Below are 24,485 nucleotides of genomic sequence, written 5' to 3'. Positions count from 1 at the left end.
ACGCCCGAGTGGGCGGATGGAGGCATCGCGAGCAGAAGGGAGATGCAGGTATGGGTCGCCGCGGCGCCCCTCTCGCCGTTGCGATGTTGCAGTCCCCGGGATGTGCCAGAGGCACAAAGAAACGCCGGCGCGAGGGCCGGCGTTTCGTTACCACTTATACGGTATGCAGATACCAGTTGTACTCGAGGTCGGAGATCGAATATTCGAACTCCTGCATCTCGTGCTCCTTGCACGCGACGAAGATGTCGATGTACTCGGGGCTGATGTACTTGTTCATCACATCGCTGTCGTCCAGCTCGCGCAGTGCATCGCGCAGGTTGTTCGGCAGGCTCTGTTCCAGCTGCTCGTAGGCGTTGCCTTCGATCGGCGCACCGGGCTCGACCTGGTTGGTCAGGCCGTGGTGGATGCCCGCCAGCACGGCGGACAGCAGCAGGTACGGGTTGGCGTCGGCGCCGGCGACACGGTGCTCCAGGCGAACCGCTTCCGGTGCACCGGTCGGAACGCGCAGGGCGACGGTGCGGTTGTCCAGACCCCAGCTCGGTGCGTTCGGCACGAAGAAGGCCGAACCGAAGCGGCGGTAGGAGTTAACGTTCGGGCAGAGGAAGGCCATCGACGCCGGCAGGGTCTCGAGCACACCGCCGATCGCGTGGCGCAACGCGGCGTTCTGCTCGGGATCCTCGCTGGTGAAGATGTTCTTGCCGTCCTTGTCGAGCAGTGAGACGTGGACGTGCAGACCGTTGCCAGCCTGGCCCGGGTAGGGCTTGGCCATGAAGGTCGAATCCATCTCATGGTCGTACGCGACGTTCTTGATCAGGCGCTTGAGCAGGACTGCGTAGTCGCAGGCCTTCAGGGCGTCGTCAACGTGGTGCAGGTTGACTTCGAACTGTGCCGGGGCGCTTTCCTTGACGATGGCGTCGGCCGGAATGCCCTGGGCGCGGGCGCCGTCGATGATGTCCTGCAGGCAGTCGGCGTACTCGTCGAGGTCGTCGATGGAGTAGACCTGGACCGATTGCGGACGCTTGCCGGAGATCGGCGAACGCGGCGGCTGCGGACGGCCGTTCACGTTTTCCTGGTCGATCAGGTAGAACTCGAGCTCGAAGGCCGCGACGATGGTCAGGCCGATGTCGGTGAACCTCTGCACCACCTGGCGTAGCACTTCACGGGGGTCGGCGAAGAACGGCTGGCGCTCTTCCATCTCGTGCATGGTCATCAGCAACTGCGCGGTCGGGCGCTTCTGCCAGGGTTCCATGGACAGGGTGTCAGGGATAGGGAAGCAGACGCGGTCCGCGTCGCCAATGTCCAGGCCGAGGCCAGTGCTTTCTACAGTGGAGCCGGTGATGTCGAGAGCGAAGAGAGAGGCGGGGAGGTTGATGCCCTTCTCATAGACTTTGGGCAGGCTGGTGCGTTCGATGCGCTTGCCGCGAACCACACCGTTCATATCTGCAATAAGGAGGTCGACGAACTGGACCTCGGGGTGTTCCTTCAGGAACTCACTCGCTTCTTCAAGCGAAACGGCACTCTGGGGTACCGACATGATGCAACACCTTTATTGTTAAAAATTTCAATCATTCGAGGGCTGAGGTGTGAGTCAATCCGAATTGGCAAGGGTTGTCAATGTCGCACCAAAATAGGGCGTTGCATTCGCAGTAGGCCGTTTTTGGGGCGTTACAGGTCGCTTCGGGTGAGCGGAGAGCCTTGGCTGACGGGCTGTTCAGTGGGGCGTGTTTGATTTTTTACATTCCTATTGTGTAAAAAAATGAACAAGGCTAAGCTCGGCCTCAAGCCCATAACACATACAAACACGGGTGCCCCATGTCTCGCCTGCCGCTAATCGGCGTGTCCGCCTGCCTGAAGCAGATCGGTTCGAAACCCTACCACGTCACTGGCGACAAATACCTCAGAGCTGTGATCTCCGGGGCCTCGGGCATTCCGGTGATCATTCCCTCCCTGGGCGATGCCATCGACCAGGAAGCCATGTTGGCCGCACTCGACGGCCTGCTGTTCACAGGTTCGGCGTCGAACGTCGAACCTCATCATTATAGTGGCTCCGCGAGCGAAGCCGGCACTCTTCATGATCCCGCGCGCGACAGCACCACGCTGCCGCTGATTCGCCGCGCCGTCGCGGCCGGGATTCCGGTGCTGGGCATCTGCCGCGGATTCCAGGAAATGAACGTGGCCTTCGGCGGCACGCTGCACCAGAAAGTGCACCAGGTCGAAGGCTTCATGGACCACCGCGAGCCGGCCGACCAGCCGCTCGAGGTTCAGTATGGACTGCGACACGCGGTGAGCGTGCAGCCGGGCGGCGTCTTCGCCGGTATCGGTCTACCCTCGCAGTTCCAGGTCAACTCCATTCACGGCCAGGGCGTTGAACGTCTGGCGCCCGGCCTTCGTGTAGAAGCCCTGGCGCCTGACGGGTTGGTTGAAGCCTTCTCCGTCGAAGGTGTGGACTTTGCCGTCGGTGTGCAGTGGCACCCGGAGTGGCAGGTCGAAACGAACCCCAACTATCTCGCTATCTTCCAGGCCTTCGGCAAGGCCTGCAGCAAGAGGGCGGGGAACCGTTGAGCCTGGCGTTGGTGCCCGGCTCTCAACCCCCTGAGGTCTTTATGACTAGCAAGTTAGACCAGCTCAGCAGCTGGCTGAAGGAACGCAAGATCACCGAGGTGGAATGCATGATCGCCGACCTGACCGGGATTGCCCGGGGCAAGATCGCGCCGACTGCAAAATTCCTCAATGAGAAGGGCATGCGCCTGCCGGAGAGTGTTCTCCTGCAGACCGTGACCGGTGATTACGTCGAGGACGACATCTATTACGACCTGCTGGACCCGGCCGACATCGATATGGTCTGCCGCCCGGACGAGAATGCCGTGTTCCTCGTCCCGTGGGCCATCGAGCCGACCGCGATGGTGATCCACGATACCTACGACAAGATGGGCAATCCCATCGAGCTGTCGCCGCGCAACGTGCTCAAGCGCGTGCTCCAGCTCTATTCCGACAAGGGCTGGAAGCCGATCGTCGCACCGGAGATGGAGTTCTACCTGACCAAGCGCAGCGACGACCCCGACTACCCGCTGCAGGCTCCGGTGGGTCGTTCCGGCCGCCAGGAGACCGGTCGCCAGTCCTTCTCCATCGACGCGGCGAACGAATTCGACCCGCTGTTCGAAGACATGTACGACTGGTGCGAACTGCAGGGCCTGGATCTGGACACCCTGATCCATGAAGAAGGCACCGCGCAGATGGAAATCAACTTCCGTCATGGCGATGCCCTGGACCTTGCCGACCAGATCGTGGTGTTCAAGCGCACCATGCGCGAGGCTGCGCTCAAGCACAACGTGGCGGCGACCTTCATGGCCAAGCCGATGACCGGCGAGCCGGGCAGCGCCATGCACCTGCACCAGAGCATCGTCGACCTCAAGACCGGCAAGAACATCTTCTCCAATGCTGACGGCAGCATGAGCGAGCTGTTCCTGCACCACGTCGGTGGCCTGCAGAAATTCATTCCCGAAGCCCTGCCGCTGTTTGCCCCGAACGTCAACTCGTTCCGCCGCTTCCTGCCCGATACCTCGGCGCCGGTGAACGTGGAATGGGGTGAAGAAAACCGTACCGTCGGCCTGCGCGTGCCGGACTCCAACCCGGAGAACCGTCGTGTGGAAAACCGCCTGGCCGGCGCGGATGCCAACCCCTACCTGGCCCTGGCCGCCAGCCTGCTGTGCGGTTACATCGGCATGGTCGAAGGCATCAAACCCAGTGCCCAGGTCAAGGGCCGTGGCTATGAACGGCGTAACCTGCGTCTGCCCCTGACCATCGAGGCGGCGCTGGAACGCATGGAAGGCAGCAAAACCCTGGAGAGTTACCTGGGCGACAAGTTCATTCGCGGTTACGTCGCGGTCAAGCGCGCCGAGCACGAGAACTTCAAACGGGTGATCAGCTCCTGGGAGCGCGAGTTCCTCCTGCTTTCCGTCTGATCGGCGTGGGGCCCGGAACCCCGTCCGGGCCCTGTGTTACTTAGAGAGAGGTTTTTACGAGATGACTATCCAGACCAGCGCCAAGACCCAGCATTGGCAGGCGCTCAGCCGCGAACACCACCTGGCTCCGTTCACTGACTACAAGCAGCTGAACGAGAAGGGCGCTCGCATCATCACCAAGGCCGAAGGCATCTACCTGTGGGACAGCGAGGGCAACAAGATCCTCGATGGCATGGCCGGCCTGTGGTGCGTGAACGTTGGCTACGGTCGCAAGGAACTTGCTGAAGCCGCCTACAAGCAGATGCAGGAACTGCCCTACTACAACCTGTTCTTCCAGACCGCCCACCCGCCGGCGCTGGAACTGGCCAAGGCCATCGCCGACATCGCCCCCGAAGGCATGAACCACGTGTTCTTCACCGGTTCGGGCTCCGAGTCGAACGACACCGTGCTGCGCATGGTCCGCCACTACTGGACCATCAAGGGCCAGCCGCAGAAGAAAGTGGTCATCGGTCGCTGGAACGGCTACCACGGCTCCACCGTCGCCGGCGTCAGCCTGGGCGGCATGAAGGCGCTGCACGAGCAGGGCGACCTGCCGATTCCGGGCATCGTGCACATCCCGCAGCCGTACTGGTACGGCGAGGGCGGCGACATGTCGCCGGAAGAGTTCGGCGTCTGGGCTGCCGAGCAGCTGGAGAAGAAGATTCTGGAAGTGGGCGAAGACAAGGTCGCCGCCTTCATCGCCGAGCCCATCCAGGGCGCGGGCGGCGTGATCGTTCCGCCGGAAACCTATTGGCCGAAGATCCGCGAGATCCTCGCCAAGTACGACATCCTGTTCATCGCTGACGAAGTGATCTGCGGCTTTGGCCGTACCGGCGAATGGTTCGGCAGCCAGTACTACGGCAACGCCCCGGACCTGATGCCGATCGCCAAGGGCCTGACTTCCGGCTACATCCCCATGGGCGGCGTGATCGTTCGCGATGAAATCGTCCATACCCTGAATGAGGGTGGCGAGTTCTACCACGGCTTCACTTACTCTGGTCACCCGGTTGCGGCGGCTGTCGCGCTGGAGAACATCCGCATCCTGCGGGAAGAGAAGATCGTCGAGCGAGTGAAGGCCGAAACGGCACCGTATTTGCAAAAACGCTGGCAGGAGCTGGCCGACCATCCGCTGGTGGGCGAAGCGCGTGGCGTCGGTCTGGTGGCAGCACTGGAACTGGTGAAGAACAAGAAGACTCGTGAACGCTTCGAGAAGGGCGTGGGGATGGTGTGCCGCGAGCACTGCTTCCGCAACGGCCTGATCATGCGTGCGGTCGGAGACACTATGATTATTTCGCCACCCCTGGTGATCGAAAAATCGCAGATCGACGACCTGATCACCCTGGCGCGCAAGTGCCTCGATCAAACCGCCGCAGCCGTTCTGTCTTGAGTCTTTCACCGGACCTTTGACAGACTGCGCCTGTGCGTTGGCCAGGCTCACCGGGTGGTGACGGATCGAACTGTCCACGCCACCCGGAACATCAAAAAAACAAACGGAGCTACCCGCATGTTCAACACCCTCGGCAAATCCCTGCTCGCTGTGACTCTGGCGGGCGCTGTGGCCGGTATGGCGCAGGCAGATGACAAAGTGCTGCATGTTTACAACTGGTCGGACTACATCGCACCGGACACCGTCGATAAGTTCACCAAGGAAACCGGGATCAAGGTCGTATACGACGTCTACGACAGCAACGAGGTGCTGGAAGCCAAGCTGCTGGCCGGCAAGTCGGGTTACGACATCGTGGTTCCGTCCAACTCCTTCTTCGCCAAGCAGATCAAGGCCGGTGTCTACCAGCCGCTGGATCGCTCCAAGCTGCCGAACTGGAAGAACCTGAACCCGGACATCATGAAGACCATGGAAGTCAGCGACCCGGGTAACAAGTACGGCATTCCGTACATGTGGGGCACCATCGGCATCGGCTACAACCCGGACAAGGTCAAGGCTGCGCTGGGCGACAACGCGCCGGTCGATTCCTGGGACCTGGTGTTCAAGCCGGAAAACATCCAGAAGCTCAAAGGCTGCGGCGTGAGTTTCCTCGACTCGCCGACCGAAATGCTGCCGGCCGCCCTGCACTACCTGGGCTACAAGTCGGATAGCCAGGACCCGAAAGAGCTGAAGGAAGCTGAAGCTCTGTTCCTGAAGATTCGTCCGTACATCTCCTACTTCCACTCCTCGAAGTACATTTCCGACCTCGCCAACGGCAATATCTGCGTGGCCATCGGTTACTCGGGCGACGTGTACCAGGCCAAGTCCCGCGCCGTGGAAGCCAAGAACGGTGTGAACGTCAGCTACAAGATTCCGAAGGAAGGCGCCGGTGCGTTCTTCGACACCATTGCCATCCCGAAGGATTCCGAGAACCCGGAAGCTGCGCTGAAGTGGGTCAACTTCATTCTTGAGCCGCAGATCATGGCCGAGATCTCCGACACCGTTTCCTATCCGAACGGCAACGCCGCCGCGACTCCGCTGGTGAGCGAAGAGATCCGTAACGACCCGGGTATCTACCCGCCGGAAGATGTGATGAAGAAGCTGTACGCCTTCCCGGATCTGCCGGCGAAGACCCAGCGTCTGATGACCCGCAGCTGGACCACCATCAAGTCCGGCAAGTAATCGGGAAGTCGCCGGCGCGTCCGCGCGCCGGCTGATGTACCGGGCAGGTGGCGGGGGAGTTCGCTCCCCCGTTCTCCCGGCAGGAACTCCGTAGCTTCCATCAGTGGAATGGCTGCGCAAGTCGAGGCGCTCTCGCGCACCTGAAGGCTTTGGCGCTATCCACGGAACGGCCGTCGCCGCCAACCGACAGAAGAAGTTCAAACAACGAGAGGACTAACGTGTGCGCATTCCCTTCCGCAGAACCCTGATCGCCGCAGTCTCCGTATTCGGCCTGGCCTCGTTGGCCCAGGCGGGGCAGACCGTCCATATCTACAACTGGTCGGACTACATCGGCGAGACCACCCTGGCCGATTTCGAGAAGGAAACCGGTATCAAGCCGGTGTACGACGTCTTCGACTCCAACGAAACCCTGGAAGGCAAGCTGCTGGCCGGCCGCACCGGCTATGACGTGGTCGTGCCGTCCAACCACTTCCTCGGCCGCCAGATCAAGGCGGGCGCGTTCCAGAAGCTGGACAAGAGCCAGCTGCCGAACTGGTCGAACCTTGACCCGCACCTGATGAAACAGCTCGAGGCCAATGACCCGGGCAACCTGTATGGCGTGCCGTACCTGTGGGGCACCAACGGCATCGGCTACAACGTCGACAAGGTGAAGGCCGTTCTGGGTGTCGACAAGATCGATTCGTGGGCCGTCCTGTTCGAGCCCGAGAACATGAAAAAGCTCAGCCAGTGCGGCGTCGCCTTCCTCGATTCGGGCGACGAGATGATGCCGGCTGTGCTCAAGTACCTGGGTTTGGACCCCAACAGTACCAACCCGGACGACTACAAGAAGGTGGAAGAGAAGCTGATGGCGGTGCGTCCGTACGTCACCTACTTCCATTCCTCGAAGTACATTTCCGACCTGGCCAACGGCAACATCTGCGTAGCGGCCGGTTTCTCCGGTGACGTATTCCAGGCCGCCAACCGCGCCAAGGAAGCCGGCAAGGGCGTGAACATCGCCTACGCCATTCCCAAGGAAGGCGCCAACCTGTGGTTCGACATCCTCGCCATTCCGAAGGATGCCTCCAACCCCAAGGCCGCCCATGCGTTCATCAACTACCTGCTCAAGCCCGAAGTGATCGCCAAGGTCAGCGATTACGTCGGTTACGCCAACCCGAACCCCAAGGCTGGCGATTTCATGGATGAGTCCGTGCGCAACAATCCTGAGGTGTACCCCCCCCAGGAGGTTCTCGACAAACTCTTCGTGCAGCATGAGCTGCCGCCGAAGACCCTGCGCCTAATGACCCGTTCCTGGACCAAGATCAAGTCGGGCAAGTAAACCCGGGTCCTTCCGAGTTCCATCCGTGCGGGCACGGTGCGTCGGAGCGATCTCGGAATGCCCATTTGGCGCACGTAAACTGCGCCAGCCTGTAGTTATCCAAGCATGCCCGGCCGCGGGGGCCGGGCCTCTATGATTTGGGAGTTGTGGTAATGGCAATAGCCTCCGGTGCCTACAAGAAAGCCCTCAGCGGCGACCAGAAACCTAAAGAGGTTCTGGTAAAAATCGACCGGGTCAGCAAGCAGTTCGACGAAACGTTGGCTGTGGACAGCGTGTCCCTGGATATCAAGAAGGGCGAGATCTTCGCCCTGCTCGGTGGTTCGGGTTCGGGCAAGTCGACCCTGCTGCGTATGCTGGCTGGTTTCGAGCGTCCCACTGAAGGTCGCATCTTCCTCGATGGCCAGGACATTACCGACCTGCCGCCCTATGAGCGGCCGATCAACATGATGTTCCAGTCCTACGCCCTGTTCCCCCACATGAGCGTGGCGCAGAACATCGCCTTCGGCCTCAAGCAGGACGGCCTGCCCAAGGACGAGATCGACAAGATCGTCGACGAGATGCTCAAGCTCGTGCAGATGACCCAGTACGCCAAGCGCAAGCCGCACCAGCTCTCCGGTGGCCAGCGTCAGCGTGTGGCCCTGGCCCGCTCGCTGGCCAAGCGTCCGAAGCTGCTGCTGCTCGACGAGCCGATGGGCGCCCTGGACAAGAAGCTGCGTTCGCAGATGCAGCTGGAACTGGTAGAGATCATCGAGCGCGTGGGCGTGACCTGCGTGATGGTGACCCACGACCAGGAAGAGGCCATGACCATGGCCCAGCGCATCGCCATCATGCACCTGGGTTGCATCGAGCAGATCGGCAGCCCCATGGACATCTACGAGACCCCGGCCAGCCGCCTGGTCTGCGAGTTCATCGGCAACGTCAACCTGTTCGATGGCGATATCGTGGAAGACCTGCAGGACCACGCGGTGATCGCCTGTCCGAAGCTGGAAAACCCGATCTATATCGGCCACGGCATCAGCACCCGCGCCGAGAACAAGCGCATCACCTATGCGCTGCGTCCGGAAAAGGTCATGGTCAGCGCGCAGAAGCCCGAGAACCTGGAGCACGAAGGCTGCAACTGGGCCCAGGGCACCGTCTATGACATCGCCTACCTGGGCGGCCACTCGGTGTACTACATCAAGCTGGCCTCGGGCATGATCGTGCAGGCCTTCATGGCCAACGCCGAGCGTCACGTGGCCCGCCCGACCTGGGACCAGCCCGTGTACATCAGCTGGTATGACGACAGCGGCGTGGTACTGCAAGCATGAACATTGGCGCATCGATCCTGAAACGTATGCCACGGGGGCGGCATGCCGTCATCGGCATACCGTTCTTCTGGCTGTTCCTGTTCTTCCTGCTGCCCTTCGCCATCGTGCTGAAGATCAGCCTGGCGGCCGCTGACGTGGCCATCCCGCCGTACACCGAGGTGTTCCAGTACGCCGACCAGACGTTGCAGGTGGTGATGAACCTCGGCAACTACCTGATGCTGACGGACGACCCGCTGTACATCGACGCCTATCTCGGCTCGCTGAAGATGGCGGCGATCAGTACCTTCCTCTGCCTGCTGATCGGCTACCCGATGGCCTACGCCATCGCCCGTGCCAGCAAGGAGATGCAGACCGTCCTGCTGCTGCTGATCATGATGCCGACCTGGACGGCGATCCTGATCCGCGTGTACGCCTGGATGGGCATCCTGTCCAACAACGGCCTGCTCAACGGCTTCCTGATGTGGCTGGGCGTGATCAACGAGCCGCTGACGATCCTCAACACCAACTTCGCGGTGTACATCGGCATCGTCTACTCGTACCTGCCGTTCATGGTCATGCCGCTCTACGCCAACCTGGTGAAGCACGACATGAGCCTGCTGGAAGCCGCGTCCGACCTCGGTGCGCGCAACTTCACCCGCTTCTGGAAGATCACCGTGCCGCTGTCCAAGAACGGCATCATCGCCGGCTGCATGCTGGTGTTCATCCCGGCGGTGGGCGAGTTCGTGATCCCGGAACTGCTTGGCGGCCCCGAGACGCTGATGATCGGTAAGGTGCTGTGGCAGGAATTCTTCAACAACCGTGACTGGCCGGTGGCGTCTGCCCTTGCCGTCGTGATGCTGGCGATCCTGATCGTGCCCATCATTCTCTTTAACAAGAACCAAGCTAAAGAGCTGGAGGGCAAGGTATGAACAAGCGCTGGTCGTTCTCCAACATCATGCTGGTGTTGGGCCTGCTCTTCATCTACGTGCCGATGATCATCCTGGTCATCTACTCCTTCAACGGCTCGAAACTGGTGACCGTATGGGGTGGCTGGTCGGTCAAGTGGTACGTCGGCCTGCTCGACAACCAGCAACTGATCGGTTCGGTGTTCCGCTCGCTGGAAATCGCCGTCTACACCGCGTTCTCCTCCGTGGCGCTGGGCACCCTGGCCGCCTTCGTGCTGACCCGCATCCCGCGCTTCCGTGGCCGTACGCTGTTCGGCGGCATGGTCACCGCGCCGCTGGTCATGCCCGAGGTGATCACCGGTCTGTCGCTGCTGCTGCTGTTCGTGGCCATGGCCCAGCTGATCGGCTGGCCGCAGGAGCGCGGCATCGTCACCATCTGGATCGCCCACACCAGTTTCTGCTCGTCCTACGTGGCGGTAGTGGTGTCGGCGCGCCTGCGTGAGCTGGACCTGTCGATCGAAGAAGCAGCCATGGACCTGGGCGCCAAGCCCTGGAAAGTGTTCCTGCTGATCACCATCCCGATGATCGCCCCGTCGCTGGCGGCGGGCGGCATGATGTCCTTCGCCCTGTCGCTGGACGACCTGGTTCTGGCCAGCTTCGTGTCCGGTCCTGGTTCCACCACCCTGCCGATGGAAGTGTTCTCCGCCGTGCGCCTGGGTGTGAAGCCGGAGATCAACGCCGTTGCCAGCCTGATCCTGCTGACCGTTTCGCTGTTCACCTTCTTCGCCTGGTACTTCACCCGTCAGGCCGAAGAGCGTCGCAAGCGCGCGATCCAGGAAGCCATGGAGTCCAACGCGACCGACTGGCAGCAAAAGGGTTCGACAGCCACCGCCTGACACCGTCTTGTCGGCCGGTTGCTTCCGGCGATTGTCGAACCACGGGCCACCTTCGGGTGGCCCGTGTTTTTTTGCGCGCACGTTATTCCGAAGTGTCTGGATTTCCTGGGTTTATCGGAAAAATCTGTAAGTACAAAGCCCTACTCCGGCGAAATGGCCAACTAATATTTAACTCGTTCGGTGGCGTTTACCGGCCTCCCCCGAACCAGGGCCGGCAGCGTCAGCGGCAACTTCCAGTGAAACCATTGGCACACGTGCGGGAGAGGGCGCCCAATACAACACCCCGAGTGTTATCCCTAGGGGAAATAACGCGCCAGGGAGCTTCGGCATCTCCCGCAGCACTCTCTTTCAAGCTCCAAAACAAAACCCCGCTTTCGCGGGGTTTTGTTTTTGCAGCGGTGGATCAGCGCTTCACTGGCACCAGCCTGAGCAGGCCCTGGGTGTTGGCCTTCACCTCGGCCTCCTCGAAGTGCTGGGGCAGGTACTGGCCTTCGATGTAGGCCTGCGCCTGATCGTCATAGTGCTTGTCGAAGGGCACGCCGCTCTGGCCGACCGGGTTGATGCCCAGGCTGTGGGCGGGGTCGGCGAAGTCGATCAGACGGCGGGTGGACGGGCCGTACACCACCTGCCAGGGCGCCGGGCCGACGCGGTGCGACAGGTTGTTCGGCGTCTCGTGTCCGCCGGGCGCGGCGAAGGGGCCGACATTGAAGATTCGGTCAAGCGGCTTCTGCTGTCCCAGGGGGTGGCCGTGGGTCAGGGTGTGCGCCTTGCCCCACTGCCATTGCGCCGAATCCTGGCCCAGCGTCGCGCGCAGGTGGTCCAGGCTGGCCTTCCAGGCAGCCTTGACGATATCGGTGCGGGTTTCCTTCTGCTCTGTCTTGCGGTTGTCCCACCAGGGCGAGCTGTCATCGGCCACCAGGCGCGGCAGGGCGACATCCAGCACGCGGGTCGACAGCAGGTTGTCGAAGAAGGCGTCACCCATCTCGTCGCGCATCGCGCCCTCGGCGATCTGGTACAGCAGCTGGTTGAACAGGGTGGCGGTGACCGAGTCGACCGGATGATCGCCCTGCCAGGCCGCCAGTTGCTCGACCAGCGCCTTCTCCTCGGTCGTCGAAGCCGCCTCGCGCAGCAGCGGCAGCAACGGCTTGAGGACCCGCGGCCCGTAGCCGGTGGCGGTGTCCAGTTGCAGCGCCTGGCTGTTCTGCAGGTCCCATTTCACCGAGGTGTCGGCCAGGCGTTCGTTCAGGCGCTGGCCGCGATCGGGCAGGTTGTAGTAGCCGGGGATCGGTCGGCCATTGGCCGGGACCGGCTGGAAGTTGGCGGACACGATGTAGCCGCGCGCCGGATTCTCTTCCTGCGGGTTTTCGCTGAAGGGGTAGAAGCCGCTCTTGTCGGCCTGGCCCGTGCTGCCGTCGAGTAGGAAGTAGGGCACCACCCCGTCCGGGCGCACCGGCAGTTGCGCCGAAGCCCACCAGCCGATGTCGCCACGGGCGTTGGCCCAGATCACGTTGAGGCCCGGCGAGTGGATTTTCGAGGCCGCGGCGCGGGCCTTGTCCAGGGTGTCGGCGCGGTCGAGTTGGTAGAAGGCGTCGAGGAGCGGGTTCTGGGTTTCGAGGAAGGCCCACCACATCGCCACCGGGGTCTTGCCCGAGGCAGTGCCCAGGGCATCGTTGACCAGTGGGCCGTGGGGCGAGCTGCGCAGGGTGATCTTCACCGGTGCCTGGCCCTTGACCGCGATGCTTTGCTCCTCGCTCTTCAGGTCGACCCACTGCCCCTGGTACCAGACCTGGTTGGGGTTGTCCGGATTGACCTTCTCGGCGATCAGGTCGACGTCGTCGTTCTGGAACATGGTCAGGCTCCAGCCGAACTGCTCGTTGTGCCCGAGCGAGGCGAACGGGTTGAGGGCCTGGTAGTGCCCGTAGAGCTCGAAGCCCGGGGCGCTGGTCTGGATCTCGTACCACACCGCCGGCACTGCAAAGCGGATGTGCGGGTCGCCCGCCAGCAGTGGCTTGCCGCTCCTGGTGCGGCTACCGGAGATGGCCCAGGCGTTGCTGCCCTCGAACTGCGGCAGGCCGGCCTCTTCCAGTGCCGCGTGGCTGATCCGCGCGATGGCGCTGAGGTCCTGCCAGTCGGCGGCGGCCAGCGGGCTCGGCTTGAGCACGCCCTCCGGATGCCAGGCCAGGTCGAAGACCTTAAGGTACTCCGTCCCCAGCTGGTCGCGCACGTAGGTAAGCACCGGCTCGGTGCGGAAGGCGGCGGCGAAGCTGTAGGCCATGTAGCCGACGACGCTGACCGTATCCTCGGGGGTGAACGGTCGCTTGGGGATGCCGAGGATGTCGAACTCCAGCGGGCGCGGATGGCTGTCCTGGAACTGGTTGACGCCATCCAGATAGGCCACCAGCGCCTTCCAGGCCGGGGAGTTCTTGTCCTGGCGCGCCACATAGTCGGCGGCCTTGTCGCGAATGCGCAGGCTGCGGAACATGCGGTCGGTGTCCACCAGCTTGGGCCCCAGCACCTCGGCCAGCTCGCCGCGCGACAGGCGCCGCAGCATTTCCATCTGGAACAGGCGGTCCTGGGCGTGGACGTAGCCGATGGCCCGGTACAGGTCATCCTCGCTGCCGGCCTTGATGTGCGGCACGCCGCGCTCGTCGTAGCGAACCGTGACCTCGCTGTGCAGGCCGGCCAGGGGCAGCTGTCCGTCACGTTGCGGTTGCTTGCCGTGCAGGTACCAGCCGGCACCCGCCGCGGCGGCGGCCACGACGACAGCGAGGACAGTCAAAGTGCGTTTCATGCGGCAACTCCTTGTTGTTATGCGAGGGATTCTGCAAAGGAAGGACGTTGCCGTTCATTGACCGAATGTCTCTGGGCTGGAATTCTTTGGTCAAACTGCTGTGATCGAGCAACGAGACGCCATGTCCATCCCCGAGCTGAATTTCCCGGCCACCCCCGCGCTGACCCAGTCCGCCACACTGCGGCGACTGTTGTATGAATCGCTCGCCGACCTGGGCTTCGACCCGACCGACATCTATCGCCAGGCCCTGCAGAAGGTCCGCCTGCCGGCGCCGGCCCAGAGCGGCCGCTTGGTGCATGACGACGCGCCGCTGTTCTGGAGCACGCTCGATGAGATCACCGGCGACCGCGACATCGGCCTGCACCTGGGCGAGGTGATGAAGCCGCGCCTGCTGGACGTGGTTGGCTACCTGTTGATGGCCAGCGCTGACCTGCGCGAGGCGCTGGCGAGCTTCCTGCGTTTCCAGCACATCCTTTCCGGGGGCTTCGCCGCGCAGATGCAGGAGGAGGGCGAGCAGGTACGGCTGATCCTCGACCTCAACTACCTGGGCGTGCCGAGCCTGCGCCAGCAGATGGAATGCCTGATGCTGCTGTTCCTCAAGCTGCTGGCGTTGATCACCGACGGTGAATTTCGCGTCAGCGCGATCGAGTTCCGCCATACCGCGCCGCGCCGCCTGACCGAGCATCGGCGGCTGTATGGGCTCACCCCGCTATTCGGAGAGCCACACGATGCCGTGCTGTTCGATCGTGCGTTGCTCTCGCGTCCTTCGCGCACCGCCAACCCGGACTTGCACCGCCTGCTTAGCGCCCACGCTCGCGAGCAGTTGGGGACGTTCGACGAGAATGACCTGCTCAACCGCCTGCGCTATCTGATCGGCGTGCGGCTGGGTGCTGGGGAGTGCTCGCTGCGCAGTTGCGCGGGCGAGCTGGGCGTGCGTCCTGGGCTGCTGCAGCGCAGCCTGGCGGCCAGGGCGCAGACCTTCAGGGATGTACGAGAGGAGGTGCGCCGGCAGCGTGCCGCGCAGATGCTGGATCAGGGGATGGCGATCCGCGACGTGGCTCGCGCCTGCGGCTTCGCCGAGTTGTCGCCCTTCTACCGGGCGTTCCGACGTTGGTACTCGGCGCCGCCGGAGCGCTACCGACAATGGCTGCGCGATGGCGGTGCCGAGTCCTGAGCGCGATCAGTCGGCCAGCGGAATCTCGCGGGTCACTTCGAGCAGGGCCATGGCGTCGAGCTGGTCCTCGATCTGCAGGAAGCGCAGGGCGCGGGTGGCCGAAACTTCCTTGGCGATGCGCTTGACGTACTTCTCCTTCAGGTCCTGCTTGTCGTCCTGCAGCTCCAGCACCTGCTTCTGCAGCTTGCTGGCGTCATCATTGCTGACCGCGCCGGTGTTATAGGCGCCGGCGTAGTCGATGATGATCGACAGCGTCTTCTTGCTCAGCTTGTCGGCCTCGGTACGGTAGCTGTTGTAGATCGGCCAGAACTTCTCGCCTTCCTGCGGGTTGAGCTTCATGTTCGCTTCGACGATGCGCTTGCGCTTGTAGTCGATGTCAGCGAGGCGGTTGTTGATGGCCTCCTTGTGCTGGGCCATCACCTGGCTGCTGCTGGGCGTGTCGTCCGCGTGAGCGGCCAGCGGCAGGGCGAGAACGGCACAGAAAGCGAGGGCGGAATGAAGACGCATATGAACTCCTTGGTAGCAAGTGGCCCTTCATGGGCCAGCGCTGCAAGTGTAGCCATGGATTGGTGATCGTTTCCGGTGTTGCGTCACTACTTCTTCGCGGTGCCGGTCCAGGGGCAATAGCAGCCAACCGCCAGGGTATGGGTCGCCTGTACGCGCCGGCCCTGCACCAGCGCCTCGAGGATCGGTTCGATGAAGCTGTTGCTGGAGGTGCACACCGCGCCTTCGCTGTAGGGACCGACGTAGGCGAGATTGCCCTGGGCGTCCCAGATCGCCACGGCAGGCGTGGCGGGCAGTTGTTCGGCGCCGGGCAGGGTGGGCAGCGGGCGCATGGACTTGAGGGTGTCGGGCAGTTGCCCGTGACTGCCGGCTTTCTGCACGGCGTAGAAGTCCACGCCTTGCGGGGCGAAGCGGGCGATCAGCTCGGCGAGGTGCTGCTGGTTGCCGACGTTGCACGGGCAGGCCGGGTCCCAGAAATGCACCAGGCGGATGTGCCCCGGGCCGGCCAGCTGCGCCGGCAGCATCAGGTGGTCGCCGGAGAATAGTTGCGGCTGCTGGCTGAAGGGCCGGATGTAGCGCTTCTCGTACCAGGCGTAGGTACTGAGCAGGCCGGCGAGGCAGAGGGCGGCGATCAGCCAGCCGATAAGCGTTTTGCGGCGGGTGGACATGGCATCTCTCGCGGACGGCGGCCAGTAAGATAGCCGTCAAGCTTGCCATGATGACGGCCGCGGCTGAATATCCCAGCAGCGCACCGAGCTCCCTTTCACTTCCTGCCGATAAGCGAATCGCCCATGTCTGAAGCCTTCCAGCCCGATCTGCTGCGTCCGCTCCTGCGACCACTGACCGCAGCGACGACGGAGGGTGGCATCGCCCTGTATCAGCGTTTCTACGGGCTCGACCTGAGCGGGCGCTACCCCGGCCTGCACAGCCGCCTGGGCACGTTCGAGGCGGGCGGTTATCGCATTGCCGCGCAACTCTGGCGGCCGGCGCTGGCGCGCGGCACCCTGCTGCTGCTGCATGGTTACTACGATCACATGGGTCTGTACCGCCATGTGATCGACTGGGCGGTGGGCATGGGCTTCGCGGTGCTGGCCTTCGACCTGCCGGGCCACGGCCTGTCGGAAGGCAAGGCGGCGAGCATCGGCGATTTCTCCGAGTACCAGACGGTACTGACCGGCCTGCTCGGCCAGGCCCAGGCGCTGGATCTGCCGCAGCCGTGGCATCTGTGCGGGCAGAGTACCGGTGGGGCGATCCTGCTGGACTATCTGCTCACCGGCGAGATGCGGCCGGAGCTGGGGCGAACCATCCTGCTGGCGCCGCTGGTCCGCCCGCGCGCCTGGGGCTGGTCGAAGTTGAGCTACCAGGTGTTGCGGCCCTTCGTGGATTCGATTCCGCGACGTTTCACCGAAAACTCCACCGACCCCGAATTCCTGGCTTTCCTGCGGGATCGCGATCCCCTGCAGCCGCGCACCCTGCCGACCGCCTGGGTGGGCGCGTTGGCGCGCTGGATTCCACGTATCGAGGCCGCCTCTCCGGGCGCGCAGAGTCTGCTGGTGGTGCAGGGCGACGCCGACGAGACAGTGGACTGGCGGTACAACCTGAGGGTGCTGGAGGACAAGTTCGAGAAAATCGAGTGTCTGCTGCTCACCGGCGCGCGGCACCATCTGGCGAACGAGAGCGAGGTCTTGCGCCAGCGCTACTTCGAATTTCTCAGCGAGAGATTGGGGTAGGGAGGGAGTCCGGACGAGTGGGGGTGTGTCCTTCACTCCTTGCGCCATCTTCCTCAGGCGCCACCCCCGCTACAGCGGGAGCGATTCTAGGCGGGCGGTTCCTCGGAGTGGTCCCCAGGTGCGGTAGGTAAAGTCCGATCACTGACCGTCGGATGAAACGGACAACCCGGCGCGCAGGGCGGCCAGGGCGGCACGATAGTAGGTGCGCCCGGCCGGGGACTCGCTGAACGCAGCGAACTGGCCCAGCTCGGCATCGTCCAGCCCGCGATAGACATAGAGCAAGGTGTTATCCAGATCGGCGCCGATCTGCCCCATCAGCTTCTGCCGTTGGCCGTCGAGCATGCCTTGCGCCTGGCCGGCGCCGAGCAGGCCGGGGAGCATCTGGCTGAGGCTGTCGGCGGCGACGCTGGCCAGCGCCAGGCTGACTTCCGCGCCGGCTTCGCGGGCCGGCAGCACCTTGCCCAGGCGCTGCACCAGCTGGCGCCGTGCCTCGCTGGCCTGCTGGCGCGGCAGGCCGTTGGCGTACTTGAGCAACTGGTCGCTGCGGGTGGCGAAGGTTTCGGCGGTGGCGACCTTGCGGCCCAGGGGGGATTCGAAGAAGGTCAGTGCCGGTGTGCTGTCCGGCAGGTTCTGGCGCAGGCTGGAGAGGGCGCGCTGGTCGATGTCGGCAGCGGCGAAGCGGCGGTTGCTGTTGTCCACCAGGGCCTGGTAGAGCGCCGGGGGCAAGTTGCCCTGGTAGCGCTTCTGCGCGGCGTGCAGGGCGTCATTGAAGTGTGCGCGCTGCTCGGGCCAACCGGCGGCCTGGTAGAGGCGCTGGTAATTGTCAGCCAGGGCGGGCATGCCCAGTACCAGAAGAGTGAGGGCCAGCAGTACGCGCATTGCAACTCCTTGTGGGCGGCAGGGTTCGCTCGCCGGGGGCTATTGTCGGCAAGGCTTGCCCCGCTTGTCGAGCCACTGGCGTCGGACGTTACAATGCGCCATGGATTTCGACACCGATTCTTCCCTGCTGCAGCGCATCGTCGACGACCTCGCCGACAAGGGCTGGTCGCAGCAGGACGCCTTCCTTCCCGATGCCTTGATCGCCCAATTGGCGACGGAGTGCCGTGCCCGTGATGCGTCCGGCAAGCTGGCCGCTGCTGCCATCGGCCGGGGTGAGGGGCAGGCAGTGCGCGAAGGTATCCGTGGCGACCGCATCCAGTGGATAGAACCCGGCCAGTCCGAAGCCTGCGATCTCTATCTGCGGGCGCTGGACGAGTTGCGCCGGCTGATCAATCGCTCGCTCTACCTCGGCCTGGAAGACTTCGAGGGACACTTCGCCCTCTATCCGCCGGGTGCGTTCTACCAGAAGCACCTGGACCGCTTCCGCGACGATGATCGCCGCACCCTCTCGGCGGTGTTCTACCTCAATCCCGACTGGCGGGAAGCGCAGGGCGGCGCGCTGCGGATGTACCTGCCCGACGAGCAGACGCTGGACCTGGCGCCGATCGGCGGACGGCTGGTGGTGTTCCTCTCCAGCGAGTTCCCCCACGAAGTGCTGCCGGCCAGCCATGAACGCCTGTCGCTGACCGGCTGGTTCCGCCGGCGCGGTGATTCGTCTTTCTGAGCCGTCCGGCTCAGTGTCCCCATACCTTCAGGGTCCCGCTGATGTCCTGGATATCGCGGACTTCCAGCGTGCCCAGGCGCCCGTTGCCGACATAGAGGTCGCCGATCATCCGCACGCGGATGGTCTGCGCCGGCAGGCCGCTGGCGTTGAGTTGCTGGTTGATGCTGGTGAGGTTCGGCAGCGTCAGGGCGAGCTGTTGCTTGCCGTTGGCATTCTGCACCACGTCCACCTGCAGGGTTGGTAGCTCGATGCCGAAGATCGGCAGGGTCAGTCCCAGTTGCGCGGCGCCATACGGCAAGCTGCCGCCGCGGCCGTTGGGGCAGGCACTGGCGCTCACGCAGCCGTTATCGATGGAAACGTTGCGCAACGAGACGCTGCCGCCGCCATCATTCCAGGCGGCGCTGCCGATGTGCGCCAGTACGTCGGCGCGGATGCTGATGCCGTCCTGGCCGCTGACCGCGCCGAGGCTCGCGTTGTCGAGCGCTTCGAGGGCGGCCTGGCTGACCGACAGGTGGAGCAGCGCCGCAGCGGCTGCGGACAGGGCGAACAGGCGGGACATGCTGGGGGCTCCGAGGGGAGGGGATTGGCCGATGCGTCAGTCTGGTCAGGCGACGCCCAGGCGGCCAGTGCCGGACGGCGAATCCCGCCAAAGGTTATGCCCGGTCACCGCGCCGACGGTCGGTAGAAGCCCGTGCGCCCCGACTTTTGGCGGGTGCGAAATCCTTCGAAACGGATCGCCGATGAATGTCCTGTTACCCCGCGTGACCCGATGAAATCGAGCGGCTAGTCTGTGGCATTCGATTTGGAGTGATTGGCCCATGCAGAAGGTTCTCGTCAGCCGTTGCCTGCTCGGACATCGCGTTCGCTACGACGGTGGTGCCCACGGCCCGTTCGACCTGCTGGCGCGCTGGCTGGCCCAGGGGCGCGTGGTGCCGCTGTGCCCGGAAGTGGCCGGCGGCCTGCCGACGCCGCGCGCGCCGGCGGAAATTCCCGGTGGCCAGGGCATGGCCGTGCTGGAGCGGGTCAGGCCAGTGGTCACGGTGGATGGGGAGGACGTCAGCCAGGCGTTCCTGGCGGGCGCCGATGCGGCGGTGAAGCTGGTGCGGCATCACGATATCCGCCTGGCCATACTGAAGGCGCGCAGCCCGTCCTGTGGTCACCGCGAGAACTACGACGGCAGCTTCACTGGCCGCAAGGTCGCCGGCGAGGGCGTCACAGCCGCCGCGCTCAAGCGCATGGGCGTGCTGGTGTTCAGCGAGGAAGAGCTGGACGCCGCCGCCGTCTGCCTGGCCGGGCTGGAGGCCGGAGGCTAGAGCGCTCGAAGACATTTGAAGATGCATTCTTTTTCTTGAGGGTGCGGGGGAGCCACCTATGCTTGTGGGTTCCATGCGGGTGAACAGCTGATGTTGGGCGCGTTCCCCCGAATCCCGTGAAGAAGGAGAAACCCATGAGAACCATGTTGCCTTGCCTCGGTCTCGCTGCGCTGCTCGCCGCGTCTTCCGCGATTGCCGCCGACATGCCGCGCACCCCGGCCCCGGAAGGCGCCAAGGTGTACTTCATCGAGCCGGCCGACGGCGCCACCGTCGGCAAGACCTTCACTGTCAAGTTCGGCCTCAAGGGCATGGGCGTAGCGCCCGCCGGCGTGGATTCCCCGGCTACCGGCCACCACCACCTGCTGATCGACCTGAAGGAGCAGCCGGCGATGAACATGCCGCTGCCGATGAACGACACCATCAAGCACTTCGGCAAGGGCCAGACCGAGACCGAAGTGACCTTGCCGCCGGGCAAGCACACCCTGCAACTGCTGGTGGGCGACAAGAACCACGTGCCGTTCGACCCGCCGGTGGAGTCGCAGAAGATCACTGTCAACGTGAAGTGACTCCAGAAGGCTGATGCTTTTCGTAGGAGCGAGATTGCTCGCGAACCGCTTCGTTGTGGGGTTGTTCGCGAGCAAGCTCGCTCCTACAGGGCATGTCCTGGTACCGAAACGCCCGGTATAGAAACAAAAAAAGGAGGCCCAAGGGCCTCCTTTTTTCTTACCATCTAGCGGCGCTTAGAACAGCACGCGGCTACGGATGGTGCCGTTCACGTGCTGCAGCTTCTCCAGCGCCAGGTCCGAGTACTCGGCGTCGACGTCGATCACCACGTAGCCGACCTTGTCGTTGGTCTGCAGGTACTGGCCGGAGATGTTGATGCCGTTGTCGGCGAACACCTTGTTGATCTCGCTCATCACGCCCGGGATGTTGGCGTGGATGTGCAGCAGACGGTGCTTGCCCGGGTGCGACGGCAGGGCCACTTCCGGGAAGTTGACGGAAGAAACCGAAGTACCGTTGTCGCTGTACTTGACCAGCTTCTCGGCCACTTCCAGGCCGATGTTGGCCTGGGCTTCGGCGGTGGAGCCACCGATGTGCGGGGTCAGGATCACGCGGTCCAGGCCGCGCAGCGGGCTTTCGAACTCTTCGTCGTTGGACTTGGGCTCGACCGGGAACACGTCGATGGCAGCGCCGATCAGGTGCTCGTCCTTGATCGCTTCGGCCAGGTGGTCCAGCTCGACGACGGTGCCGCGCGCGGCGTTGATCAGGATGCCGCCCTTCTTGATGGCGCGGATTTCCTTCTCGCCGATCATCCACTGGGTGGACGGCAGTTCCGGCACGTGCAGCGAGACGATGTCGGACATGCCGAGCAGCTCGTGCAGGTTGCCGATCTGCTGGGCGTTACCCAGCGGCAGCTTGGTCACGGTGTCATAGAAGAACACTTGCATGCCCAGGGCTTCGGCGAGGACCGAGAGCTGGGTGCCGATGGAGCCGTAGCCGACGATGCCCAGCTTCTTGCCGCGGATCTCGAAGGAGTTGGCCGCCGACTTGATCCAGCCGCCACGGTGGCAGGAGGCGTTCTTCTCCGGGATGCCGCGCAGCAGCAGGATGGCTTCGGCCAGCACCAGTTCGGCCACCGAACGGGTGTTGGAGTAGGGCGCGTTGAACACCGCGATGCCGCGCTCGCGGGCGGCGTCCAGGTTGACCTGGTTGGTACCGATGCAGAAACAGCCTACGGCGATCAGCTTCTTGGCGGCATCGAAGACTTCTTCGGTGAGCTGGGTGCGGGAGCGGATACCGATGAAGTGCACATCGGCGATCTTTTCCTTCAGTTCCTCGCCGGACAGCGCGCCCTTGAGGTACTCGATGTTGGAGTAGCCGGCGGCCTTGAGGGTGTCGACGGCATTCTGGTGCACGCCTTCAAGGAGAAGGAATTTGATCTTGCTCTTGTCGAGAGAAGTCTTGCTCATCTGCTTTGAACCTGTAGTCCCGGGATGTGGCGAGAAAATGAACAGCTCTGGCCGAACCGGCCGATACCACACTTGGCGCCAAGTGGCGATCTGCGTGGGGTGCGTATGCTAGCATGTTCTCCCTTTTCCTTGCCCGGTTACGACCTGAGCTGTTCTCAGGACGACCATGAATCCTTTGAGAGTTCCTCCCATGACCCGCGAAGCCCTGATCGAATCGCTCAAGCCCCTGCTGGAGCCCGGCAAGCTGCTGACTGACGCCGATTCCCTCGAGACCTACGGCAAGGACTGGACCAAGCATTTCGCCCCGGCGCCGCTGGCCATCGCCTTCCCCAGGAGCACCGAGCAGGTCCAGGCCATCGTTCGCTGGGCCAATGAGCACAAGGTCGCGCTGGTCCCCTCGGGCGGCCGCACCGGGCTTTCCGCTGCCGCCGTCGCCGCCAATGGCGAGGTGGTCGTGGCCTTCGACTACATGAACAAGATCCTCGACTTCAACGCCTTCGACCGCACCGCGGTGTGCCAGCCGGGCGTGGTGACCAAACAGCTGCAGCTGTTCGCCGAGGAAAACGGCCTGTACTACCCGGTGGACTTCGCATCCTCCGGTTCCAGCCAGATTGGCGGCAATATCGGCACCAATGCCGGCGGGATCAAGGTCATTCGCTACGGCATGACCCGCAACTGGGTGGCTGGCCTGAAGGTCGTCACCGGCAAGGGCGACCTGCTGGAGCTGAACAAGGACCTGATCAAGAACGCCACCGGCTACGACCTGCGCCAGCTGTTCATCGGCGCCGAGGGCACCCTGGGCTTCGTGGTCGAGGCCAGCATGCGCCTGGAGCGCCAGCCGAAGAACCTCACCGCGATGGTCCTGGGCACCCCGGACTTCGACTCGATCATGCCGGTGCTGCACGCCTTCCAGAGCAAGCTGGACCTGACCGCCTTCGAATTCTTCTCCGACAAGGCCCTGGCCAAGGTCATGGCCCGTGGCGACGTACCGCCGGCCTTCGAGACCGACTGCCCGTTCTACGCCCTGCTGGAATTCGAGGCGACTACCGAGGAAGTGGCCAACGAGGCGCTGGCGACTTTCGAACATTGTGTAGAGCAGGGCTGGGTGCTGGACGGCGTGATGAGCCAGAGCGAGCAGCAGTTGCAGAACCTGTGGAAGCTGCGCGAGTACATCTCCGAGACCATCTCGCACTGGACCCCGTACAAGAACGACATCTCGGTGACCGTCAGCAAGGTTCCGGCCTTCCTCAAGGACATCGACGCCATCGTCGAGGCCAACTACCCGGACTTCGAGGTCGTGTGGTTCGGCCACATCGGCGACGGCAACCTGCACCTGAATATCCTCAAGCCCGAGAACCTGACCAAGGACGAGTTCTTCGCCAAGTGCGCGACCGTCAACAAGTGGGTTTTCGAAACGGTTCAGAAATACAACGGCTCGATCTCCGCCGAGCACGGTGTGGGCATGACCAAGCGCGATTACCTGGGGTACTCTCGCTCCGAGGCTGAAATCGGCTACATGAAGGCGGTCAAGGCGGTGTTCGATCCGAACGGGATCATGAACCCCGGCAAGATCTTCGCCGAATAAGTCGAGTTATCCAGAAGGGCCGGCTCTTTGGATAGAGGGGCCGGCCCTTCGCACGTTTGCGCCACCGGGCGCGGCGCCTCGCGCGGGAGCACGGGCTCCTGGCGAGCCTCTTCCACCCACCCGTTCAGGAGTCGGTCATGAGTTACCAGCATCAGTATGTCGATGGCACCCCGATCCATTTCACCCTGGGCAAGGTGGTGTGCGTCGGCCGCAACTATGCGGAACATGCCAAGGAGCTGAACAACCCGGTGCCGACCGAGCCGCTGCTGTTCATCAAGCCCGGTTCCTGCACCGTGTCGCCGGCCGGCGGCTTCGCCATTCCCGAGGATCGCGGCGCGGTGCACTACGAAGCGGAGATCGCCGTGCTGATCGGCAAGCCGCTGTCGCGCAAGCCCAGCGCTGAAGAGGTGCTGGATGCCATCTCCGGCTACGCACCGGCGCTGGACCTGACCCTGCGCGACGTGCAGGCCAAGCTGAAGGAAAAGGGCCTGCCCTGGGAGCTGGCCAAGTCCTTCGACGGTGCCTTTGTGCTCGCGCCCTTCGTCAGCGCCGACCACTTCCCGGACCCGACCGACATTGGCATCCGCCTCACCATCGACGGTGAAGTCCGCCAGGACGGCAACAGCCGCGACATGCTCAACCCCATCGTGCCGCTGATCCAGCACATCTGCGGGCACTTCTCGCTGCAGCCGGGCGACGTGGTGTCCACCGGCACGCCGGTCGGGGTCGGGCCGCTGCAGAGCGGCAATGCCCTGGTGCTGGAACTTCCCGGCGCCAGCCGATTCGAAAGCCGCGTGCTTTAACCCG

22 protein-coding genes are annotated in these 24,485 nt (G+C 63.6%); 15 read left to right on the top strand and 7 right to left on the bottom strand.

Features of this window, described 5'->3' with window-relative positions:
* Positions 1-154 precede the first annotated feature (154 nt).
* Positions 155-1,534 carry a glutamine synthetase family protein gene (locus O6P39_RS25750; RefSeq protein WP_275609191.1) on the bottom strand — a complete coding sequence of 460 codons (1,380 nt, stop codon included), beginning with the start codon at positions 1,532-1,534 and terminating at the stop codon, positions 155-157.
* Positions 1,535-1,812: 278 nt separating this feature from the next.
* Between O6P39_RS25750 and O6P39_RS25745 the strand changes: the two genes are divergently transcribed.
* From O6P39_RS25745 to O6P39_RS25710, 8 genes are all read left to right on the top strand, one after another.
* A complete protein-coding gene (locus O6P39_RS25745; RefSeq protein WP_275609190.1) occupies positions 1,813-2,562 on the top strand; it encodes a gamma-glutamyl-gamma-aminobutyrate hydrolase family protein in 750 nt (249 codons plus the stop codon).
* A 41-nt stretch (positions 2,563-2,603) separates the two neighbouring features.
* Positions 2,604-3,962 carry a glutamine synthetase family protein gene (locus O6P39_RS25740; RefSeq protein WP_275609189.1) on the top strand — a complete coding sequence of 453 codons (1,359 nt, stop codon included), beginning with the start codon at positions 2,604-2,606 and terminating at the stop codon, positions 3,960-3,962.
* A gap of 61 nt (positions 3,963-4,023) precedes the next feature.
* Positions 4,024-5,388 carry an aspartate aminotransferase family protein gene (locus tag O6P39_RS25735; protein WP_275609188.1) on the top strand — a complete coding sequence of 455 codons (1,365 nt, stop codon included), beginning with the start codon at positions 4,024-4,026 and terminating at the stop codon, positions 5,386-5,388.
* 117 nt (positions 5,389-5,505) lie between these two features.
* Positions 5,506-6,606: a polyamine ABC transporter substrate-binding protein gene (locus tag O6P39_RS25730; protein WP_275609187.1), complete on the top strand. Its 1,101-nt coding sequence runs from the start codon at positions 5,506-5,508 to the stop codon at positions 6,604-6,606.
* A 244-nt stretch (positions 6,607-6,850) separates the two neighbouring features.
* Positions 6,851-7,921, top strand: a complete 1,071-nt coding sequence (locus O6P39_RS25725; RefSeq protein WP_275612033.1) for a polyamine ABC transporter substrate-binding protein — start codon at positions 6,851-6,853, stop codon at positions 7,919-7,921.
* Between the two features lie 152 nt (positions 7,922-8,073).
* Positions 8,074-9,228, top strand: a complete 1,155-nt coding sequence (potA, locus tag O6P39_RS25720) for a polyamine ABC transporter ATP-binding protein (protein WP_275609186.1) — start codon at positions 8,074-8,076, stop codon at positions 9,226-9,228.
* Between the two features lie 26 nt (positions 9,229-9,254).
* Entirely contained in the window at positions 9,255-10,136 is an 882-nt protein-coding gene (locus tag O6P39_RS25715) for an ABC transporter permease subunit (protein ID WP_275612032.1), read from the top strand.
* Entirely contained in the window at positions 10,133-11,008 is an 876-nt protein-coding gene (locus O6P39_RS25710; protein ID WP_275609185.1) for an ABC transporter permease subunit, read from the top strand. Before O6P39_RS25715 ends, O6P39_RS25710 begins: the two co-directional genes overlap by 4 nt.
* Positions 11,009-11,411: 403 nt before the next feature.
* Here the strand turns inward: O6P39_RS25710 and O6P39_RS25705 are convergent, their stop codons facing one another.
* Complete coding sequence (locus tag O6P39_RS25705; RefSeq protein ID WP_275609184.1) at positions 11,412-13,799, bottom strand: penicillin acylase family protein; 2,388 nt, start codon at positions 13,797-13,799, stop codon at positions 11,412-11,414.
* Between the two features lie 121 nt (positions 13,800-13,920).
* On the opposite strand from O6P39_RS25705, the gene O6P39_RS25700 reads away from it, so the two are divergent.
* Positions 13,921-14,973 carry an AraC family transcriptional regulator gene (locus O6P39_RS25700; protein WP_275609183.1) on the top strand — a complete coding sequence of 351 codons (1,053 nt, stop codon included), beginning with the start codon at positions 13,921-13,923 and terminating at the stop codon, positions 14,971-14,973.
* A 6-nt stretch (positions 14,974-14,979) separates the two neighbouring features.
* On the opposite strand, the gene O6P39_RS25695 is transcribed toward O6P39_RS25700, so the two are convergent.
* Positions 14,980-15,480, bottom strand: coding sequence for a transcriptional regulator (locus tag O6P39_RS25695; protein WP_275609182.1), 501 nt, complete (start codon positions 15,478-15,480; stop codon positions 14,980-14,982).
* A gap of 86 nt (positions 15,481-15,566) precedes the next feature.
* The gene (locus O6P39_RS25690) at positions 15,567-16,145 is read right to left on the bottom strand and encodes a DUF6436 domain-containing protein (RefSeq protein ID WP_275609181.1); all 579 of its coding nucleotides are present in this window, start codon (positions 16,143-16,145) and stop codon (positions 15,567-15,569) included.
* 123 nt (positions 16,146-16,268) lie between these two features.
* Between O6P39_RS25690 and O6P39_RS25685 the strand changes: the two genes are divergently transcribed.
* The gene (locus O6P39_RS25685) at positions 16,269-17,207 is read left to right on the top strand and encodes an alpha/beta hydrolase (protein ID WP_275609180.1); all 939 of its coding nucleotides are present in this window, start codon (positions 16,269-16,271) and stop codon (positions 17,205-17,207) included.
* 138 nt (positions 17,208-17,345) lie between these two features.
* Here O6P39_RS25685 and O6P39_RS25680 read toward each other — a convergent pair whose 3' ends face one another.
* Entirely contained in the window at positions 17,346-18,086 is a 741-nt protein-coding gene (locus O6P39_RS25680; RefSeq protein ID WP_275609179.1) for a hypothetical protein, read from the bottom strand.
* A gap of 100 nt (positions 18,087-18,186) precedes the next feature.
* Between O6P39_RS25680 and O6P39_RS25675 the strand changes: the two genes are divergently transcribed.
* The gene (locus O6P39_RS25675; RefSeq protein WP_275609178.1) at positions 18,187-18,810 is read left to right on the top strand and encodes a 2OG-Fe(II) oxygenase; all 624 of its coding nucleotides are present in this window, start codon (positions 18,187-18,189) and stop codon (positions 18,808-18,810) included.
* Between the two features lie 10 nt (positions 18,811-18,820).
* Here O6P39_RS25675 and O6P39_RS25670 read toward each other — a convergent pair whose 3' ends face one another.
* Positions 18,821-19,369: a DUF6160 family protein gene (locus tag O6P39_RS25670; RefSeq protein ID WP_275609177.1), complete on the bottom strand. Its 549-nt coding sequence runs from the start codon at positions 19,367-19,369 to the stop codon at positions 18,821-18,823.
* 259 nt (positions 19,370-19,628) lie between these two features.
* Between O6P39_RS25670 and O6P39_RS25665 the strand changes: the two genes are divergently transcribed.
* A complete protein-coding gene (locus O6P39_RS25665; RefSeq protein WP_275609176.1) occupies positions 19,629-20,123 on the top strand; it encodes a DUF523 domain-containing protein in 495 nt (164 codons plus the stop codon).
* Between the two features lie 134 nt (positions 20,124-20,257).
* Complete coding sequence (locus O6P39_RS25660; protein ID WP_275609175.1) at positions 20,258-20,689, top strand: DUF4399 domain-containing protein; 432 nt, start codon at positions 20,258-20,260, stop codon at positions 20,687-20,689.
* A gap of 174 nt (positions 20,690-20,863) precedes the next feature.
* Here O6P39_RS25660 and serA read toward each other — a convergent pair whose 3' ends face one another.
* Positions 20,864-22,093, bottom strand: coding sequence for a phosphoglycerate dehydrogenase (serA, locus tag O6P39_RS25655; RefSeq protein ID WP_275609174.1), 1,230 nt, complete (start codon positions 22,091-22,093; stop codon positions 20,864-20,866).
* Positions 22,094-22,283: 190 nt separating this feature from the next.
* Between serA and O6P39_RS25650 the strand changes: the two genes are divergently transcribed.
* Positions 22,284-23,678 carry an FAD-binding oxidoreductase gene (locus tag O6P39_RS25650; protein WP_275609173.1) on the top strand — a complete coding sequence of 465 codons (1,395 nt, stop codon included), beginning with the start codon at positions 22,284-22,286 and terminating at the stop codon, positions 23,676-23,678.
* Between the two features lie 137 nt (positions 23,679-23,815).
* Positions 23,816-24,481: a fumarylacetoacetate hydrolase family protein gene (locus tag O6P39_RS25645; RefSeq protein ID WP_275609172.1), complete on the top strand. Its 666-nt coding sequence runs from the start codon at positions 23,816-23,818 to the stop codon at positions 24,479-24,481.
* Positions 24,482-24,485 lie beyond the last annotated feature (4 nt).

This window comes from Pseudomonas sp. PSE14 (assembly GCF_029203285.1).
GTDB lineage: Bacteria > Pseudomonadota > Gammaproteobacteria > Pseudomonadales > Pseudomonadaceae > Pseudomonas.
The sequence above is the reverse complement of the archived record's forward strand: the minus strand, read 5'-3'. Positions and strand labels throughout refer to the sequence as shown.

Coding starts and splice junctions, on each gene's coding strand:
- O6P39_RS25750 (WP_275609191.1), bottom strand. CDS start 1,534: ATGTCGGTACCCCAGAGTGCCGTTTCGCTTGAAGAAGCGAGTGAGTTC.
- O6P39_RS25745 (WP_275609190.1), top strand. CDS start 1,813: ATGTCTCGCCTGCCGCTAATCGGCGTGTCCGCCTGCCTGAAGCAGATC.
- O6P39_RS25740 (WP_275609189.1), top strand. CDS start 2,604: ATGACTAGCAAGTTAGACCAGCTCAGCAGCTGGCTGAAGGAACGCAAG.
- O6P39_RS25735 (WP_275609188.1), top strand. CDS start 4,024: ATGACTATCCAGACCAGCGCCAAGACCCAGCATTGGCAGGCGCTCAGC.
- O6P39_RS25730 (WP_275609187.1), top strand. CDS start 5,506: ATGTTCAACACCCTCGGCAAATCCCTGCTCGCTGTGACTCTGGCGGGC.
- potA (WP_275609186.1), top strand. CDS start 8,074: ATGGCAATAGCCTCCGGTGCCTACAAGAAAGCCCTCAGCGGCGACCAG.
- O6P39_RS25715 (WP_275612032.1), top strand. CDS start 9,255: ATGCCACGGGGGCGGCATGCCGTCATCGGCATACCGTTCTTCTGGCTG.
- O6P39_RS25710 (WP_275609185.1), top strand. CDS start 10,133: ATGAACAAGCGCTGGTCGTTCTCCAACATCATGCTGGTGTTGGGCCTG.
- O6P39_RS25705 (WP_275609184.1), bottom strand. CDS start 13,799: ATGAAACGCACTTTGACTGTCCTCGCTGTCGTCGTGGCCGCCGCCGCG.
- O6P39_RS25700 (WP_275609183.1), top strand. CDS start 13,921: ATGTCCATCCCCGAGCTGAATTTCCCGGCCACCCCCGCGCTGACCCAG.
- O6P39_RS25695 (WP_275609182.1), bottom strand. CDS start 15,480: ATGCGTCTTCATTCCGCCCTCGCTTTCTGTGCCGTTCTCGCCCTGCCG.
- O6P39_RS25690 (WP_275609181.1), bottom strand. CDS start 16,145: ATGTCCACCCGCCGCAAAACGCTTATCGGCTGGCTGATCGCCGCCCTC.
- O6P39_RS25685 (WP_275609180.1), top strand. CDS start 16,269: ATGTCTGAAGCCTTCCAGCCCGATCTGCTGCGTCCGCTCCTGCGACCA.
- O6P39_RS25680 (WP_275609179.1), bottom strand. CDS start 18,086: ATGCGCGTACTGCTGGCCCTCACTCTTCTGGTACTGGGCATGCCCGCC.
- O6P39_RS25675 (WP_275609178.1), top strand. CDS start 18,187: ATGGATTTCGACACCGATTCTTCCCTGCTGCAGCGCATCGTCGACGAC.
- O6P39_RS25670 (WP_275609177.1), bottom strand. CDS start 19,369: ATGTCCCGCCTGTTCGCCCTGTCCGCAGCCGCTGCGGCGCTGCTCCAC.
- O6P39_RS25665 (WP_275609176.1), top strand. CDS start 19,629: ATGCAGAAGGTTCTCGTCAGCCGTTGCCTGCTCGGACATCGCGTTCGC.
- O6P39_RS25660 (WP_275609175.1), top strand. CDS start 20,258: ATGAGAACCATGTTGCCTTGCCTCGGTCTCGCTGCGCTGCTCGCCGCG.
- serA (WP_275609174.1), bottom strand. CDS start 22,093: ATGAGCAAGACTTCTCTCGACAAGAGCAAGATCAAATTCCTTCTCCTT.
- O6P39_RS25650 (WP_275609173.1), top strand. CDS start 22,284: ATGACCCGCGAAGCCCTGATCGAATCGCTCAAGCCCCTGCTGGAGCCC.
- O6P39_RS25645 (WP_275609172.1), top strand. CDS start 23,816: ATGAGTTACCAGCATCAGTATGTCGATGGCACCCCGATCCATTTCACC.